The sequence below is a fragment of the Cupriavidus sp. P-10 genome (assembly GCF_003402535.2).
GTDB lineage: Bacteria > Pseudomonadota > Gammaproteobacteria > Burkholderiales > Burkholderiaceae > Cupriavidus.
Window position 1 is genome coordinate 645,740 of the sequence record NZ_AP025170.1, and the last position, 16,441, is coordinate 662,180.

The following is a 16,441-nucleotide window of genomic DNA, read 5'->3' on the forward strand; positions in this document are numbered from 1 at the left end:
GAGTGTGGACGCAAGTGCGGAGGCAAGTGCCGAGGTAGGTGCCGAGGTAGGTGCCGAGGTAAGGGAATGGCGCTTCATCATTCTTTCTCCGCCTTGCCGCGCAGCAGCGCTTCGGGATGGCGTTCGAGGTAGTCGGTCAGCGTGCGCAGCGACGTGGCGGTGCGCGTCAGCTCCTGCAGCATGCGGCGCGTGTCCTGCTGCAGCGGCGCGTCCGACGCCAGCGTACCGTTGGCCGTGGTCAGCGTCTTGCGCGCGTCCTGCAGCGCCGCCAGCACCTGCGGCGCGACGTCGCCGTTGAGCTGCTGCACCAGCTGGTCGGCGGTGGCGAGCGTCTTGTTCAGGCTCGCCACGGTTGCGCGCAGGTCCTGGCCGATCTGGTCGAACGGGATCTTGTCGATGCGGTTGACGATTTCGCCCACCTGCGCCTGCAACTGGTCAAAGGTACCCGGCGTGGTGGCGAACTCGGGGATCGGCGCGTCCAGGTTGACCTGGGCCGGCGGCGCCTTCGGGAAGAAGTCGAGCGCCACGTACAGCTGGCCGGTGAGCAGGTTGCCGGTGCGCAGCTGCGCGCGCATGCCACGCTTGAGCAGACCCTCGATGATCTGGCGGGCACGCGCGCGGTCTTCCACGTCGCGCTCGCGGAAGCCCATGCGCGACGGGTACAGCTCGACCACCACCGGCATGCGGAAGGCCTTCTTGTCGCGCTGGTATTCGATGCCGATCGAGCGGACCTGGCCCACGATCACGCCGCGGAAGTCCACCGGCGCGCCCGGCGACAGGCCGCGCACCGACTGGTCGAAGTTGAGCACGGCCAGGGTCGGCGCCAGTTCTTCCGGCTCCTTCATGGCGTCGGACTGGTCGGCCGCCAGCAGGAACTGGGTGTTCTCGGCGGCGGCGTCGGTGGCGGCGGTGCGGTCCGGCGCCTGGAACGCAACGCCGCCCAGCAGCACCGTCACCAGCGATTGCGTCGACAGCTTGAGGCCGCCGGCATCGAGCTTGAGGTCGACGCCGCTGGCATGCCAGAAGCGCGTGTCGGCGGTGACCAGCTTGTCATAGGGTTTGTTGACGAATACGCGCAGCGAGATGTCGCGCCCGTTGGGCTCGAGCTGGTAGGCCACCACCTGGCCCACCTGCACGCGGCGGTAGTAGACCGGCGAGCCGATGTCGAGCGAGCCCAGCTCGGACGCGCGCAGCACGAACTGCTTGCCGGATGAGTCGGTGGTCACCACCGGCGGCACTTCCAGCCCCTTGAATTCGCGCGTGGACTCGGACGACTTGCCGGCATCGACGCCAATGTAGGCGCCCGACAGCAGCGTCTCCAGCCCCGACACGCCACTGGCGGCGAAGCGCGGGCGCACTACCCAGAAGCGCGTGTCGGCCACCGCGAAGTTCTCGGCGTCCTTGGTCAGGTCGATCGACGCGATCACGTGCGAGCGGTCGCGCGCGAGCCGCACCGACTTGACCAGGCCGATATCGACGTCCTTGTAGCGCACCGCGGTCTTGCCCGGTGTCAGGCCCTCCGCGGTGCGGAAGCTGACGGTGATCTCCGGCCCGCGCGACGCCAGCGTGTGCACCAGCAGCGACACGCCGACGACCGCCGCGACGATCGGGATCAGCCACACCAGCGATGGCAGCCAGCGCGCGCGGCGCCGGCGCTCGGGCCGTGGCAGGCCGGGGCCGGGAGCGCCGGACGGGTTGGGCGGATGTTGTTCAGTGTCGGGCATTGTCGTCTTCCAGCGAATCCCACAGCAGGCGCGGATCGAAGCTGAGCGAGGCCAGCATGGTCAGCACCACGACCGCGCCAAAGGCCAGCGCGCCGCCGCCCGGGATGACGGTGGCCAGCGCCCCGGCCCGCACCAGCGAGGCCAGCAGCGCCACCACGAAAATATCCAGCATCGACCAGCGGCCGATCACCTCTACCAGTCCGTACAGCCGGGTTTGCTGCCGGATGCGCCAGGTCGCGCGGAAATGCACCGACAGCAGCAGGAAGGTGAGGATCACCATCTTCAAGAGCGGCACGATGATGCTGGCGATCAGCACCAGCACAGCCAGCATGTGCGAGCCGGACAGCCACAGGTAGATCACGCCGGACAGGATGGTGTCCTGCTGCGTGCCGAGGATCGATTGCGTGACCATCACCGGCAGCATGTTGGCCGGGATGTAGAGGATAAATGCGGCCAGCAGGAAGGCCCACGTGCGCGCCAGGCTGTCCGGCTTGCGGTGGTGCAGCGTGGCGCCGCAGCGCGGGCAGGGCTCGCCTTCCAGCGTGCGCGGGCTGACCAGGTCGCAGGCGTGGCAGGAGAGCAGGCCCAGGCGGCTGGCGGTCGGCACCTGCGGCAGCGGCGTGCGCTCGTCGTCGTCGGTGAGTTCGGCCACCACCTCGCGCGCGAGCCGGCGCGGGTGCGCCAGGCGGTCGGGGCGAGATGGCCGTGGCGCTTGCCGGGGCGGCGGCCGACTCGCGTCCGTCATCGGCCTCCCTCGCTTGCACCGCCGGCATCCCCTGCGCCTCCGGCCTCATCCTCCGGGGTTTCCAGGTAGCGCCACAGGTCGCGCGGGTCGAACGACAGCATCGCCGCCAGCACGATCACCAGCGCGGCGAACGACCACAGCGCGATGCCGGGCAGCACGCGCGCCATGGTGGACAGCTTCACCAGCGTGACCAGCACGCCGATCATGAAGACCTCGATCATGCCCCACGGCCGCGTTTGCCGGATGCCGCGCACGATGCGGTCGAAGCCCGGCGGCATGCGGTGCTTCGCCATCGGCACCAGCAGGTAAATCATCATCAGCAGCTCGGACAGCGGGAACAATATGGTGGTGGCGAATACCAGCGCCGCGACCAGCGCCATGTGGTCGTCGTACAGCGCCTGCACCGCGCCCAGCAGCGTGGTCTGCGTGCGCACGCCCTTGAGGTCCATCTCGACGATGGGGTAGGCGTTGGAAACCAGGAACAGGATCAGCGCGGTGACCACCAGCGGCAGCAGGCGCCGGTAGTGGCGCCGGCTCTCGCGGTACAGCTCGCCGCCGCAGCGCAGGCACAGCGCGCGCTCGCCGGGGGAGATCGGGGTGCGCTCGTAGACGGCATCGCAGTACTCGCACGCCACCAGCCGGTGCAGGGCGGCGGGCGAGGTATCGGGCAAGGCGGGTGCGGGGGCGTTGTCGGGACCTGCCATCAGCCGTTCAGCCGGGGTGCTTGCCGGTGGTCGCCGGCGGCACGTCGGGGTTGTCGACCACGGCGGGTGCCGCTGCTGCTGCCGTTTTAGCCGTTGCTGCCGGGGCGGGCGGCGCTACCGCAGCCGCGCCGCCCGGCTTCAGGTCGTGCGCGAGGTCCTGCGCCAGCTCGGCCTGCGAGCCGATGGTCCAGTCGCGCAGCAGCGCATACGCCACCGCCAGCAGCGTCGGGCCGATGAATACACCCAGGAAGCCGAACGCCAGCGCGCCGCCCAGCACGCCCAGCATGATCCAGATCAGCGGCATGCCGGTGCCCTTGCTGATCAGCAGCGGCTTGACGATGTTGTCGGCCATGCTGACCACGCCCACGCCCCAGACCACCAGGAAGATGGCCCAGCCAGTGGATCCGGAGTGGTACAGCCACAGCGCCGCCGGCAGCCACACCAGCGGCGGGCCCACCGGCACCACCGACAGGAAGAACGTGACGAAGCCGAGGATGGCCGCGCCCGGCACGCCGGCGATCCAGAGCCCGATGGCGGCCAGCACCGCCTGGATAAAGGCCGTGCCCAGCACGCCGTAGACCACGCCCTTGACGGTGCTGCCGGCCAGTTCCAGCAGGTGGTCGGCACGCTCGCCGGCAATGCGGCGCATGCCCGCGCGCAGCCAGGCAATGGCGAACTCGCCGCCGGTATAGAAGAAGAACGCCAGGATGATCGACAGCGCCAGCTGCCCCAGCCCCGCGCCGATCGACAGGCCGGCGCCGAGCAGCACATGCCCGACCGGCGCGATCAGCTTGCGCAGGTTGGCGACCATCTCGGAGTCGGCGTTGATGATGCGGTCCCACGAGCCTTGCAGGTACGTGCCGACATAGGGCAGGCTGCTCAGCCAGTCAGGCAGCTGCGGGATGCCGTGCTCCATGTAGCGGTCGACCAGCGCCGACAGGTCGTCCAGGTGCGCCGAGAAGCTGGCGCCGGCATAGACGAACGGGCCCAGCACGATCACCGTAGCCAGCAGCACGCAGATCAGCGCGGCCAGGCCGCGGCGGTTGCCGAGCCAGCGCGACAGCACGGTGTACGGGTACCACGAGCTGTAGGCCAGGATCGCGCCCCACAGCAGCGCCGTGGTAAAGGGCGCGAGCACAAGCAGCGAGCCGCCGATCAGGACGATCAGCGCAAAGACTGCTGCAATTTTCTCGATTAACTGGCCGGAACTCATCGATGGCTCTCCCTGGGCCCGCCGGTGTGACGGAAACGGCGTAAATATAGCCTACGCCGGGGCGGGCGATGCCAAAGGGCTGCTGGAGGGTGCTGGAGGGATGCTTCAGGCACCACATCGCGATGCGCCGGCGCAGCACGCCCGGGACGCATCCACAGTGCCATAGCTTTGTGACGTTGAACAGCGCGGCGGGCGTGCCGTCAAGGCATGGAGGAAAAGGCGCCGGGCAGGGCCGGCGCCAGCGAGGGGGTCAACCTCAGGCCAACCCCGGCCAACCTCAGGCCGGCACTGCCATCACGCCGCTCTTGAGCAGCGCGGCAACCAGGTCGGACTGCGTCACCATGCCGATCACGCGGCGGTGGTCGTCGATCACCGGCGCATGGTGCAGGCCGCCATCGGAGAAGGCCTGGGCCAGTTCCACCATCGGCTGGTCGGCGCGGGCGGTGACCACGGCGTGCGTCATCAGGTTGCGCACGGTGCCGGCCAGCCGGCGCGCACCGGTATCGCGCTGCGCGGCGAAGAAATCGCTCTGGGTGATGATGCCTTCGAGGCGGTTCTGCGCATCGACCACCGGCAGTGCCTTGATGCGGTGCCGCGACAGCAGGTGGCCAGCCTCGTGCGCGGGCTGGTCCGGCCGCACCATGATGACGTCGCGCGACATGATCTCGCCGCACAGAACGTTGCCGAAGTGGCGCCGGTACGCGCGCAGCTGCGCCGCCACCAGGATGGCCTCGAGGTCGTCTTCTTCGATGTCGAGGAATTCGCCGCGCGCCTTCAGGGCCGCGTCCAGGTCGGCGCGGTTAAAGCCCACGCGCTGGGTCGGCGGCACGTCTTTGGTGCCATGCTGCACCGCGGGCTCGGGCGGGCGGTGCGGGTAGCGCCGGCGCGACAGGTTGTTGAAGGCCAGCGCCATCAGCAGCAGCAGCATCGAGTTGAACAGCACTGGCACCACCACGAAGCCGAAGCCGAGAGCGCTGACCGCCGGGCCGCCGAATACCGCGGTGATCGCCACGGCCCCGCTGGGCGGATGCACGCAGCGGAACTGGAACATGACGGCGATCGCCACGGCCACGGCTGTCGCCGCGGCCAGGCCCGGGTCAGGGATCCAGCGCGCGCAGGCCACGCCCACCAGCGCCGCAAACAGGTTGCCGCCGATGATCGACCACGGCTGCGCCAGTGGCGAAGACGGCACCGCGAACAGCAATACCGCCGACGCGCCCATTGGCGCGACGAACCAGGGATTGAATCCGCCCAGCGTCTGGTGGCTGATCCATTCGGTGCAGAACAGGCCGAGCAGCGCGCCGAAGCAGCTCTTGAGGCGCTCATGTCGGTTGGCGGAGATCGGCAGCGGGACGAAAGTGCGCAGCCATGCACGGGTGTTTTGCGCCAGGGAGGCGACAGCGGGGGCGGTTGGCATTCTTGGACGGGGGCGGCTTGGGAATGGTGCACGTAATATATCACGCGGTGATATATTTGGCCGCCTTTGGTGCAGCGCATCCCCGTGTTGGGGAGTGATGCACCGCACAAGAGCAAAAAGGAGTCGCCCTCATGTCGTTCCCTGCGTCATCCACCGCCGCGCCCGTCGAGAAGCGTGACTACGCCGTCAACCGCCGCCTGCTGATGCTGTCGGCGATCGCGCTGGGCATCGGCGCGCTCAGCACCGTGGCGGCCAGCGTGCTGGTCAACCTGATCCGCTTCTTCACCAACCTGTTCTTCTACCAGACGCTGTCGCTGGCCGAGCGCTCGCCGGCGGACCATGCGCTGGGCGCGTGGGTCATCGCCGTGCCGGTGGTCGGCGGCCTGGTGGTGGGGCTGATGGCGCGCTACGGCAGCGACAAGATCCGCGGCCACGGCATTCCCGAGGCGATCGAGGCGGTGCTGTTCGGCAAGAGCAAGATGTCGCCGCGGGTGGCGGTGCTCAAGCCGCTGTCGTCGGGCATCGTGATCGGCAGCGGCGGGCCGTTCGGCGCCGAGGGGCCGATCATCATGACCGGCGGCTCGCTGGCGTCGCTGCTGGCGCAGTACCTGCACCTGACCGCCGGCGAGCGCAAGGCGTTGCTGGTGGCGGGCGCGTGCGCGGGCATGACGGCGATCTTCGGCACGCCGGTGGCGGCGGTGCTGCTGGCGGTGGAACTGCTGCTGTTCGAGCTGCGCCCGCGCAGCCTGCTGCCGGTGGCGCTGGCATGCGCGGTGGCGGGCTTCCTGCGGCCGCTGTTGTTCGAGGCTGGCCCGCTGTTCCCGCTGCAGACCGCGGCCGCGGGCACGCCGGCCCTGGCATCGTGCGTGATCGCCGGACTGTTGTGCGGCGCGCTGGGCGCTGGGCTGACGCTGGCGCTGTACCGCACCGAGGACGCATTCTCGCGCCTGCCGCTGCACTGGATGTGGTGGCCGGCGATAGGCGGGCTGGTGGTCGGCATCGGCGGCTATTTCGAGCCGCGCGCGCTGGGCGTTGGCTATGACGTGATCGGCGACCTGCTCAACCACCGCATCGCCATTGGCATTGCGCTGGGGCTGCTGGCGGTCAAGGCGGTGATCTGGATCGCGGCACTGGGCTCCGGCACCTCGGGTGGCGTGCTGGCCCCGCTGCTGATGCTCGGGGCGGGGCTGGGCACGGTGCTGGCGCCGTGGCTGCCGGGCGGTTCGCCCGAGCTGTGGGCGCTGGTGTGCATGGCCGGCGTGCTTGGCAGCGTGCTGGGCGCGCCGCTGACCGCGATCGTGTTCGCCTTCGGGCTGACGCACGACACGCACGCGCTGCTGCCGTTGCTGCTGACGACGGCGGTCGCGTACGGTTTCTCGGTGCTGACCATGAAGCGCTCGATCATGACCGAAAAGATCGCCCGGCGCGGCCTGCATATCTACCGCGAATACGGCGTCGACCCGCTTGAGCGCGCCCATGTGGGCGAGCTGATGACGCACGAGGTGGTGACGATCGATGCCGACCTGCCGGTGGCCGACGCCTTGGCGCGCTACTTCGGCGAACACGCCGCGCACCGCGCCTATCCGGTGGTGGCGGGCGGGCGCGTGCTGGGCATGCTGGAACGCGCCGCCATCCGCGGCGCGGCCGCCGGCGAGGTGCCGCCTGGCCTGCGCTGCCGTGACTTGCTGAGTGCGCCGGCGCATGTGCTGTTGCCTGAGCAGACCGCGCGCGCGGCCGCGGGGAGCATGGCCACGCTCAGCGTGGCGCGGCTGCCGGTGGTGGAAAGCGTGGACAGCATGCGGCTGGCGGGCATTGTGTCGCTGCGCGACCTGCTGCAGGCAAGTTCGCAGGTCCATCATGAGGAAGCGCGGCGCGAGCGGCTGCGGGGGCGGTTGGCAGGCTGAGGTTCAAGCCGGCGGCGCTATTTGTAGGTCGACAGCAAAATACTCGTCTCCGTCGCGCTGATCCCCTCGATCAACCGGATCCGGTCCAGGGTCCGGTCAAACGCCTCCAGCGTATCCGCGCGCAGTTCGGCAATGATGTCCCAGCGCCCATTGGTGGTATGCAGCGCCTGCACGTTGGGCTCGCCCCGCAGCGCCTGCAGCACCGTGCGCGCCTTGTTGCCTTCCACCGCGATCGTCATCCACGCGCGGATCCGGTGCGCCTCGGCCTCGGGCCGCAGGCGCACGGTATAGCCGACGATCAGTCCTTCCTTCTCCAGTTTGTCGATCCGGTTCTGCACGGTCGCGCGCGACACGCGCAGTGCCTGCGCCAGCGCGGTGACCGGCGTGCGTGCGTTGTCGCGCAGCAGGGAAAGCAGCTGTTGATCGGTGGCGTCCATGTGGGTATCGGGGGTTCTGGCGATTTGCCAGTGAAGTCTGTCGTTTTGCTAAGTGGAAGGCGTAAATTGCGCAACTTGCTGGCTATTAGTTAACACCAGCCTGCACCAGAATGCAATCGACTGATTTGTTTCCAGAACCCCAGAAAAAAGGAGCCGCCGTGATCCACACCCCCACGATCCTGATTGTCGAGCCGACCTTCTACGACGTGTCGTACAGCATCAATCCGTGGATGGACCCCGACGCCTGGGCGCGCGACCCGCGCGGCATGCACCGCAACGCCATGCAGTCCTTCGACGCGCTGCGCGCGGCGCTGGGCCGGGCCGGCTTCGCGGTGGAAGTGGCGGCCGGCGCCCCCGACCTGCCCGACATGGTATTCCCGGCCAATGCCGCCGTGGTGCTAGACGGCCGCGCACTGCTGGCGCGCTTCCGCTACCCGCAGCGGCGCGGCGAAGAAGCGCCGTTCGCGGCAATCTTCGGCGTGCTGCGCGAGCGCGGCCTGCTCGATGAAGTGGCGCTGCTGCCCGAGGGCTGCTTCCAGGAAGGCGCGGGCGACTGCATCTGGGATGCCGGCCGCGGCCACTTCTGGGCCGGCTTCGGTCCGCGCTCGTCGCATGAGGCGGCCACCGCCGTGTCGGAATTCTTTGGCAAGGAAGTGGTGGCGCTGGAGCTGGCCACCGAGCAGAGCTACCACCTCGACGTATGCTTCTGCCCGCTGTCCGGCGGCGAGATCCTCTACTATCCGCCGGCCTTCAGTGAAGCGGCGTTGCGCGAGCTGCGCGCACGCCTGCCGGCGCGCCTGCGCATCGAGGCCAGCGCCGACGACCTGCGCCACTTCAGCGTCAACGCCGTCAACCTGGACGACCAGGTGGTGATGACCCGCACCACGCCGCACCTGCGCACCGAACTGGGCCGGCGCGGCTACCAGCTGCACGAGGTCGACCTCTCGCCCTTCATGCTGTCCGGCGGCGGCGCGTATTGCATGACGCTGCGGCTCGACCGCAGCAGCGGGCCCGGCGTCGCCGCGGCCGCGGCCTGATGCATCCGCCATCGACAGCCAAGGAAACGATCATGAAAGAGACCGCCCGGTCGCTGTTCCTCGACGCCAACGACGTGGCCCGGCTGGTGGCCGCGGTCGGCGTTCAGCCCGCCATCGTGCAGATGGCCGACCATGTCCGCCAGGACTTCCTGCGTTGGGATGCCTTCGACAAGTCCGCCCGCCTGGCCAGCCATTCCGCCCGCGGCGTGATCGAGCTGATGCCGGTGAGCGACGGCATCCAGTACGCGTTCAAGTACGTCAACGGCCATCCGCGCAACGCGCAGCATGGCATGCCGACGGTGATGGCGTGTGGCATGCTGGCAGAGGTGGAAACCGGCTTCCCGCTGATGCTCGCCGACCTGACGCTGGCCACCGCGCTGCGCACCGCCGCCACCTCGGCGCTGGCCGCGCAGGCGATGGCGCGGCCGGGTGCGCGCACCATGGCGCTGATCGGCAATGGCGCGCAGGCCGAGTTCCAGGTGCTTGCCTTCCACGCCATGCTGGGCGTGCGCGAGATCGCCGCCTACGACATCGATCCCGCCGCCACGGCACGGCTGATGCGCAACCTTGCCGGCGTGCCGGGACTGGCGATCCGCGCCGCGGCATCCGTGCAGGCCGCGCTGGACGGCGCCGACATCGTGTCCACCGTGACCGCCGACAAGACCCGCGCCACCATCCTGACACCGGCGCAGGTGCGCCCGGGCATGCACCTGAACGCGGTCGGCGGCGACTGCCCCGGCAAGACCGAGCTGCATGCCGATATCCTGCGCCGGGCGCGCATCGTGGTGGAGTACGAACCGCAGACGCGCATCGAGGGCGAGATCCAGCAACTGCCTGCCGACGCGCCCGTGACCGAGCTGTGGCAGGTGCTGGCCGGCGACGCGCCGGGCCGTGTCACGGCCGACGACGTGACGGTGTTCGATTCCGTGGGATTTGCGCTGGAAGACTACGCCGCGCTGCGCTGGCTCTATGCCGCCGCGCATGCCCGGCGGGCGGGCAGGGCGGTGGAACTGGTGGCGATGCCGCCGGATCCGCGCAATCTCTATGGCTGGATGATGGCGCAGGCTGAAGACCGCGAGGCCGGGCTGGAACTGCCGCGGCTGGCATCGCTGGCCTGACCGCGAACGCGACTCCCCTCGTTGCGAGGGGGCGCTCGACTCAGCCGGCGCGCCCCATCATCAGCTGGGCGCGCAGGAAGCCCTTGACCTCTTCCAGCGAGGGCGTCTTCAGGAACACCATGATGCCCCAGTGCTGCAGCGCGTCGGCCACGCCATCATAGGCTTGCCGGTTGGTGATCACCGCAAAGATCACGTGCTGGCTGGCAAAGAAATTCTGCAATTTCTCGATGGTGGCCGACTCGGCGTCGTTGAGTTCGTCGACGTAGTACAGCACCACGCGCGGATGCGCGCTGACCGAGGTGATGACGGTGTCAAGCACATCGTCGACCACCACGCTCTTGAGCGGCAGGCCCCACTTGCCAAGCTGGCCGTGGATGCGCTGCGCTTCCTGGTGGTTGGGATGGAACACCACCAGGTCCAGGCCATGCGGCGCCGCCGCTTCGTGCCCGATGCGCGTCGCCAGCAGGCGATGCACGGTTTCCTTGTGGATGCGCCGGTGGCCGCCGTTGGTCTTCCAGGCGCCCAGTTCGCCGCGCTCTACCATCTTCTGGACAGTGCCCAGCGAGACATTGAGCAGTTTTGCCGCTGTACGCGTGCTGTAGTAAGGCTTTTCAGCTAGTGCCGGATCCAGTTTCATCCAATCACCCGTAGTCCTGAAGGCAGTCCGCGCCGGCAAGGCGCGCGCGGCACCAGACACCTGCGCCGCGTATGTCACTGCCAATGGTTGACTGACCCTGTGTCCTGGCCCGCTCCCCCGCCGGCCGGACGATTATTTATCGTCGAATTGACGTTTTTGTTATTTCCCGCAGACTGCCTGCAGATGATTGCTTTGCATGTCCCGGTTCCGGATTTGCCGGAAGCCCATAATATGCCGCAAAGGTCAGGCAATCAGTAAGAAAAAACTACAAATCCATCGCACTTTTGTTTTTCAACGCACATTGAAAACTGTGCCGTGCCATGGGAACGCGCAGTCAGTAACGCAGACACCGTGGTGCCCGGGTGGTTCCCCGCGCCGCTGTCCGATTTGTGGCAGTTGCTGAATTCAGCGGCCGCTCCAGAGCATGCCTGTCAGGCAATGATGCAACGCATGGCATGCGAGCTGCGATGACAGACCTACCGGTCTTGCAGGCCGTGCTTGCGCACCTTGTCGAACAGCGTGGTCTTGGCCACGCCAAGCGCCTCGCTGGCGCGGCTGAGATTGCCGTCGTGCCTGCGCATGGCATCGGCGATCAGCGCGCGCTCGAACTGGTCGACCGCCTGCGCCAGCGGCAGCGCTGCCGGAGCGGCAGTGCCATGGCCCGGGTTGCAGCCCAGCCCGAGGACGTGGCGCTCGGCCAGGTTGCGCAGCTCGCGCACATTGCCCGGCCAGGGGTAGGCGACCAGCGCCGCCAGTTCGGCCGCGCTTGCGGGCACGACCTCGCGCTCGAAGCGCAGCGCCGCCTGCGCGACGAAATGCTCGAACAGTGGCGGCACGTCTTCGCGCCGCTCGCGCAGCGCCGGCAGCTCCAGCGTGATCACGTTCAGGCGGTAGTACAGGTCGGCGCGGAACTGGCCGGCATCGGACAGCGTGCGCAGGTCGGCCTTGGTCGCCGCCACCACGCGCGCGTTGACGGGCACCGGCTGGTTCGAGCCGAGCCGCTCCACCACGCGCTCCTGCAGCACGCGCAGCAGCTTGATCTGCAGCGGCATCGGCATGCTTTCGATCTCGTCGAGGAACAGCGTGCCGCCTTCGGCGTGTTCGATCTTGCCGATGCGCCGGCGCGCGGCGCCGGTGAACGAGCCTGCCTCATGGCCGAAAATCTCGCTTTCGAACAGCTGCTCGGGCAGGCCGCCGCAATTGATGGCGACGAAGTGGCGCGCATGGCGCGGGCTGGCCTCGTGCAGGCAGCGCGCCACCAGTTCCTTGCCGGTGCCGGTCTCGCCGTGGATCAGCACGTTGGCGTCGGTGCCGGCGAGGTCGGCGATCAGCCGGCGCAAGCGTTCGACCGCGGGCGAATGGCCGATCAGGCGAGTTTCGAGTTTTTCGCGTCCGGCCAGACGTTCGCGCAGTTCTGACACTTCCAGCGCGAGCCGGCGCTGCTCCAGCGCGCGGCGCGTGGCATCGACCAGCTGCTCGGGCGAGAACGGCTTTTCGAGGAAGTCATAGGCGCCTTGCTTCATCGCCTGCACCGCCAGGCCCACGTCGCCGTGGCCGGTGATCATGATCACCGGCAGCGCGGGGTCGCGTTCGCGCAGCTGCGCCAGCAGCGCCATGCCGTCAATGCCGGGCAGGCGGATGTCGCTGACCACCACGCCGGCGTAGCCGCGATCCACCTCGCGCAGCGCCGCCTCGGCGCTGCCCACGCCGCGCGTGGCCAGCCCCTCGAGGCGCAGCGCCTGTTCGCAGCCCAGGCGCACGTCGGCATCGTCCTCGACGATCAGTACGGTCAGTTCAGCCGGCATGCTTGGGATCCTGTGCCCTGGCCTCGTGCGGCGCCAGCGGCAACACCAGCGTGAAGCAGGCACCGCCGTCGGGGTGGTTGGAGGCTGACAGGCTGCCGCCGTTCTCGTTGAGGATGCCGGCCGACAGCGTCAGGCCCAGCCCCAGGCCCTGCCCGGCGGGCTTGGTGGTGAAGAACGGCTCGAACAGCCGCGCGAAGGCTTCTTCGGACAGGCCTGCGCCGTTGTCGCGCACGGTCAGGTGGACCATGCCGCCGGTCACGTGCGCATGCAGCGCGATGCGCGGCGCGGGCCGGCCGATGACCGCATCGAGGGCGTTGCCGAGCAGGTTGACCAGCACCTGTTCGAGCCGGTTGGGGTCGCAGACCACGGCCAGTTCGGGATCGATGTCGCGCTGCAGGTCGGGCTGTACCGCTTCCACGCGGGTTTGCAGCAGGAACAGCGCGTTGTCGACCGCCTCGCCCAGCCGGGCATGCCTGAGGCCATTGCCCGACTTGCGCGCGAACGACTTGAGCGCGCCGGTGATGCGGCCCATGCGCTCGACCAGCCCGATGATGGTGTCGAGGTTGGTGCGTACGGTGGCATAGTCGCCGCGCTCCAGGAACTTGCCGGTGTTGCCGGACAGCGTGCGCAGCGCCGCCAGCGGCTGGTTCAGCTCGTGTGCGATGCCGGTCGACATCTGGCCCACCGCGGCCAGCTTGCCGGCCTGCAGCAGGCCGTCCTGCGCCTGGCGCAGCACGGTCTCGGCGCGGATGCGCTCGGTCACTTCGGCCTGCAGCCGGTGGTTGACGGCGGACAGGTCGGCGGTGCGCTCGGCCACCTTGCGCTCCAGCTCGCTGTTGGCGGCTTCCAGCGCGGCGCGCGCGGCCAGCCGCTCGTTGACGATGCGCCGGCGCACGTTCCAGGCCGCGCCCAGCAGCAGCACGAAGGCGGTCAGCACGCCCGCCAGCGCGGCACTGTTGAGCGCCGCCAGGCGCGCCTGAGAAGTATTGGTCAGCAGCGTCAGCTCCCAGTCGGTGCCGGGCAGGGCGGCGTGCTGGGCCAGCATCGGCGGGCCGCGGCGCAGGCGCACCAGTTCGTCGCTGCTGCCGACGTTGCCACCGGTGGCAACGGTGCCACCAGTGCCACCAGTGCCACCAGTGTCCCCGTTTCCGTTCGCGAGCTTGCGCACCGAGACCAGCGGCAACTGCGGCAGCGGCGCGCGGTTGTACTGCAGGCTGCGCGACAGCCGCTGGCGCGCCTCGTCTGACAGCGGGCGCAGTGCGGCCAGCTTCCATGACGGGTCCGAGGCCAGGATCACGACGCCGTTCTCGTCGCTCAGCAGCATCTGGCTGTCGGCGCCCTGCCAGCGGTTTTCCAGCGGTTCCAGCCCGATCTTGACCACCGCCACGCCGGACGGGTTGTCGCGCTCGCCAAGCGGTGCCGACAGGTAGTAGCCGGATTCGCTGCGCGTGGTGCCGACACCGTAGAAGCGGCCGAGCTGGCCCTCCATCGCAGCCTGGAAGTAAGGCCGGAAGCTGAGGTCCTCGCCCACGTAGCTGTCGGGGCGCTGCCAGTTGCTGGCGGCCAGCACCTTGCCGTGCGCATCGAGCACGTAGACCACGCGCGTGCCGGCGCGGGCATTGAGCGCGGTCAGGTATTCATTGGCGCGGGCCACGCGCGCGGTGTCGTCCGGGCGCAGCAGCAGCCCGGCGATGCGCTCGTCCAGCGACAGCAGGCCTGGCACGTAGTCGTAGTGCGCCAGCTCGCTCTCCAGCGCCTGCGTGTACAGGCGCAACTGCACCTGGCCGCGCTCGGCCTGGCGCGCCAGCGCGTTGTCGTAGCTGTAACGGTAGCCGAGCGCGCCGGCCAGCCCGACCAGCACGGCCAGCGCCAGCAACGCCAGCAGCGGTGCGGCGCCGCGCAGGCCGTGGGGCAGGCGGGCGGGCATGGCGTGCGTGGCTTGCGTGGCGGTGGGCGCGTGCGGGGTATCGCCGGGAGGGTGGAGCGGGCCGGTCATCAGGAAGTCTGGTCAGGCTAGGGGCGAAGCGGACGCGCCGGCAGGACAGTGATCCATGGCAGTCTTTTCCGGGGCCAGGGCGGCGCGGGTGCCTACTTTTACCACACCGGCGCGACCATGCCCGTGTCATGGATGCAAAAAGGCCCGGTTGCCTTGTCGGCAACCGGGCCCTGGCACACCTGGCAGGCTGTGTTACTTGCCGGCCACGGCCTGGACCGATGCCAGGCTGGTGGTGGTATCCGCGACGACGGGTTCTTCCTCGTCGGACAGTACCGGCGCGCCGATGGCGCCTTCGCTTTTGGCGACGACGGCGGTGGCAATGGCATTGCCGAGCACATTGGTCACGGTGCGACCCATGTCGAGTACGTGGTCGATGCCCAGCACCAGCAGGATGCCGGCCTCCGGCAGGCCGAACATCGGCAGCACGGCGGCGACCACCACCAGCGAGGCGCGCGGCACGCCGGCGATGCCCTTGCTGGTGACAAGCAGGACCAGCAGCATGGTGATCTGCTGGCTCAGCGACAGCTCGATGCCATACACCTGGGCCACGAACAGCGCGGCGAACGAGGTGTACATGATCGAGCCGTCCAGGTTGAACGAATAGCCCAGCGGCAGCACGAAGTTGGTGATGCGCTCCTTGACGCCGAAACGGGTCAGCTGGTCGATCACCTTCGGGTAGGCCGATTCGCTGCTGGCGGTGGCGAAGCCGATCATCAGCGGCGTGCGCATGCCCTTGAGCAGGCGGAACACGTCACGGCCCAGGAAGAAGTAGCCTCCCGCGATCAGCGCCACCCACAGCAGCGCCAGCGCCAGGTACAGGCTGCCCAGCAGCTTGGCGTAGACCGCCAGCACGCCCAGGCCCTGTGCGGCGATCACCGCCGAGATGGCGCCAAACACGCCCACCGGCGCGAACGCCATCACGTAGTTGGTGACCTTCAGCATCACGTGGCCCAGGCCCTCGATGCCTTCCAGCACCGGCTTGCCCACGCCGTCCTTGACCGTGCCCAGCGCGAAGCCGAAGAACAGCGAGAACACCACGATCTGCAGGATCTCGTTGTGCGCCATCGCCTCGGCGAAGCTCTTCGGGAACATGTGGGCGATGAAGTCGCGCAGGTTCAGCGCGCCGGTCTTCAGGTTCGAGGCGGCGTCCGCGGCCGGCAGCGGCAGGTTCATGCCGTGGCCGGGCTGCAGCGCGTTGGCCATCACCAGGCCGAGCAGCAGCGAGGTGATCGAGGCGCCGATAAACCACATCATCGCCTTCGTGCCGATGCGGCCGACGGCGCGGCCGTCGCCCATGCTGGCGATGCCGGCCACCAGCGTGGCGAACACCAGCGGGCCGATGATCATCTTGATCATCCGCAGGAACACGTCAGTCAGGATGGACAGGTGGTCCGCAATCGATTTCGCGGTGGCGGCGTCCGGCGCCATGTTGTGCACGGCGGTGCCGACCAGCACGCCTAGCAGCATCGCAATGAAGATCAGGGTGGGCAGTCGATTCAGTTTCATCGTGGATCAGGCCTGTGCGTCCGTTCCCCGCGGGCAGGGCCGGACGTCGGTATTGCGGGATGGCTGGCGGGCTTTGGAGGGCACGCACCGGCCATGCGGATTTTTTTCAGCGCGGCAACAGGTGCCAGCGAGTCGCCCGGGCGGCGAGAGGGGGGATGGGCAAGGCGGGGTCAGTCATGTGTTTCCTCCTTTGTTTTT

Annotated in this window: 13 protein-coding genes; 3 read left to right on the forward strand and 10 right to left on the reverse strand. The window is 68.8% G+C overall.

The genetic code is table 11. The features are described from left to right. Positions 1–77 precede the first annotated feature (77 nt). From CTP10_RS03015 to CTP10_RS03035, 5 genes are all read right to left on the reverse strand, one after another. Positions 78–1,724 (reverse strand): PqiB family protein, encoded by a 1,647-nt coding sequence (locus tag CTP10_RS03015; protein WP_116317267.1) that lies wholly within the window; start codon positions 1,722–1,724, stop codon positions 78–80. Then, entirely contained in the window at positions 1,711–2,469 is a 759-nt protein-coding gene (locus tag CTP10_RS03020; protein ID WP_116317268.1) for a paraquat-inducible protein A, read from the reverse strand. Before CTP10_RS03020 ends, CTP10_RS03015 begins: the two co-directional genes overlap by 14 nt. Next, positions 2,466–3,173, reverse strand: coding sequence for a paraquat-inducible protein A (locus CTP10_RS03025; protein ID WP_116317269.1), 708 nt, complete (start codon positions 3,171–3,173; stop codon positions 2,466–2,468). Before CTP10_RS03025 ends, CTP10_RS03020 begins: the two co-directional genes overlap by 4 nt. Before the next feature lie 7 nt (positions 3,174–3,180). Beyond that, positions 3,181–4,386 (reverse strand): AI-2E family transporter, encoded by a 1,206-nt coding sequence (locus tag CTP10_RS03030; RefSeq protein ID WP_116317270.1) that lies wholly within the window; start codon positions 4,384–4,386, stop codon positions 3,181–3,183. Between the two features lie 277 nt (positions 4,387–4,663). Then, positions 4,664–5,803, reverse strand: a complete 1,140-nt coding sequence (locus tag CTP10_RS03035; RefSeq protein ID WP_116317271.1) for an HPP family protein — start codon at positions 5,801–5,803, stop codon at positions 4,664–4,666. A gap of 131 nt (positions 5,804–5,934) precedes the next feature. Here CTP10_RS03035 and CTP10_RS03040 point away from each other — a divergent pair, with 131 nt between their 5' ends. Then, entirely contained in the window at positions 5,935–7,707 is a 1,773-nt protein-coding gene (locus CTP10_RS03040; protein WP_116317272.1) for a chloride channel protein, read from the forward strand. A 17-nt stretch (positions 7,708–7,724) separates the two neighbouring features. Here CTP10_RS03040 and CTP10_RS03045 read toward each other — a convergent pair whose 3' ends face one another. Next, on the reverse strand, positions 7,725–8,144 hold the full coding sequence (locus CTP10_RS03045) for an Lrp/AsnC family transcriptional regulator (protein WP_116317273.1): 420 nt from the start codon (positions 8,142–8,144) through the stop codon (positions 7,725–7,727). A 158-nt stretch (positions 8,145–8,302) separates the two neighbouring features. Between CTP10_RS03045 and CTP10_RS03050 the strand changes: the two genes are divergently transcribed. Both CTP10_RS03050 and CTP10_RS03055 read left to right on the forward strand, forming a co-directional pair. Then, entirely contained in the window at positions 8,303–9,181 is an 879-nt protein-coding gene (locus CTP10_RS03050) for a dimethylarginine dimethylaminohydrolase family protein (RefSeq protein WP_116317274.1), read from the forward strand. 32 nt (positions 9,182–9,213) lie between these two features. Beyond that, positions 9,214–10,299, forward strand: coding sequence for an ornithine cyclodeaminase (locus CTP10_RS03055; RefSeq protein WP_116317275.1), 1,086 nt, complete (start codon positions 9,214–9,216; stop codon positions 10,297–10,299). A 40-nt stretch (positions 10,300–10,339) separates the two neighbouring features. On the opposite strand, the gene CTP10_RS03060 is transcribed toward CTP10_RS03055, so the two are convergent. The 4 genes from CTP10_RS03060 to CTP10_RS03075 form a co-directional block, all read right to left on the reverse strand. Next, positions 10,340–10,936, reverse strand: a complete 597-nt coding sequence (locus tag CTP10_RS03060; protein ID WP_116317276.1) for a helix-turn-helix domain-containing protein — start codon at positions 10,934–10,936, stop codon at positions 10,340–10,342. Positions 10,937–11,412: 476 nt separating this feature from the next. Next, entirely contained in the window at positions 11,413–12,741 is a 1,329-nt protein-coding gene (locus tag CTP10_RS03065; RefSeq protein ID WP_116317277.1) for a sigma-54-dependent transcriptional regulator, read from the reverse strand. Further along, positions 12,731–14,737 carry a sensor histidine kinase gene (locus CTP10_RS03070; RefSeq protein ID WP_116317278.1) on the reverse strand — a complete coding sequence of 669 codons (2,007 nt, stop codon included), beginning with the start codon at positions 14,735–14,737 and terminating at the stop codon, positions 12,731–12,733. Before CTP10_RS03070 ends, CTP10_RS03065 begins: the two co-directional genes overlap by 11 nt. Before the next feature lie 192 nt (positions 14,738–14,929). Continuing rightward, positions 14,930–16,243, reverse strand: coding sequence for a dicarboxylate/amino acid:cation symporter (locus CTP10_RS03075; protein ID WP_116317279.1), 1,314 nt, complete (start codon positions 16,241–16,243; stop codon positions 14,930–14,932). Between the last annotated feature and the right edge of the window lie 198 nt (positions 16,244–16,441).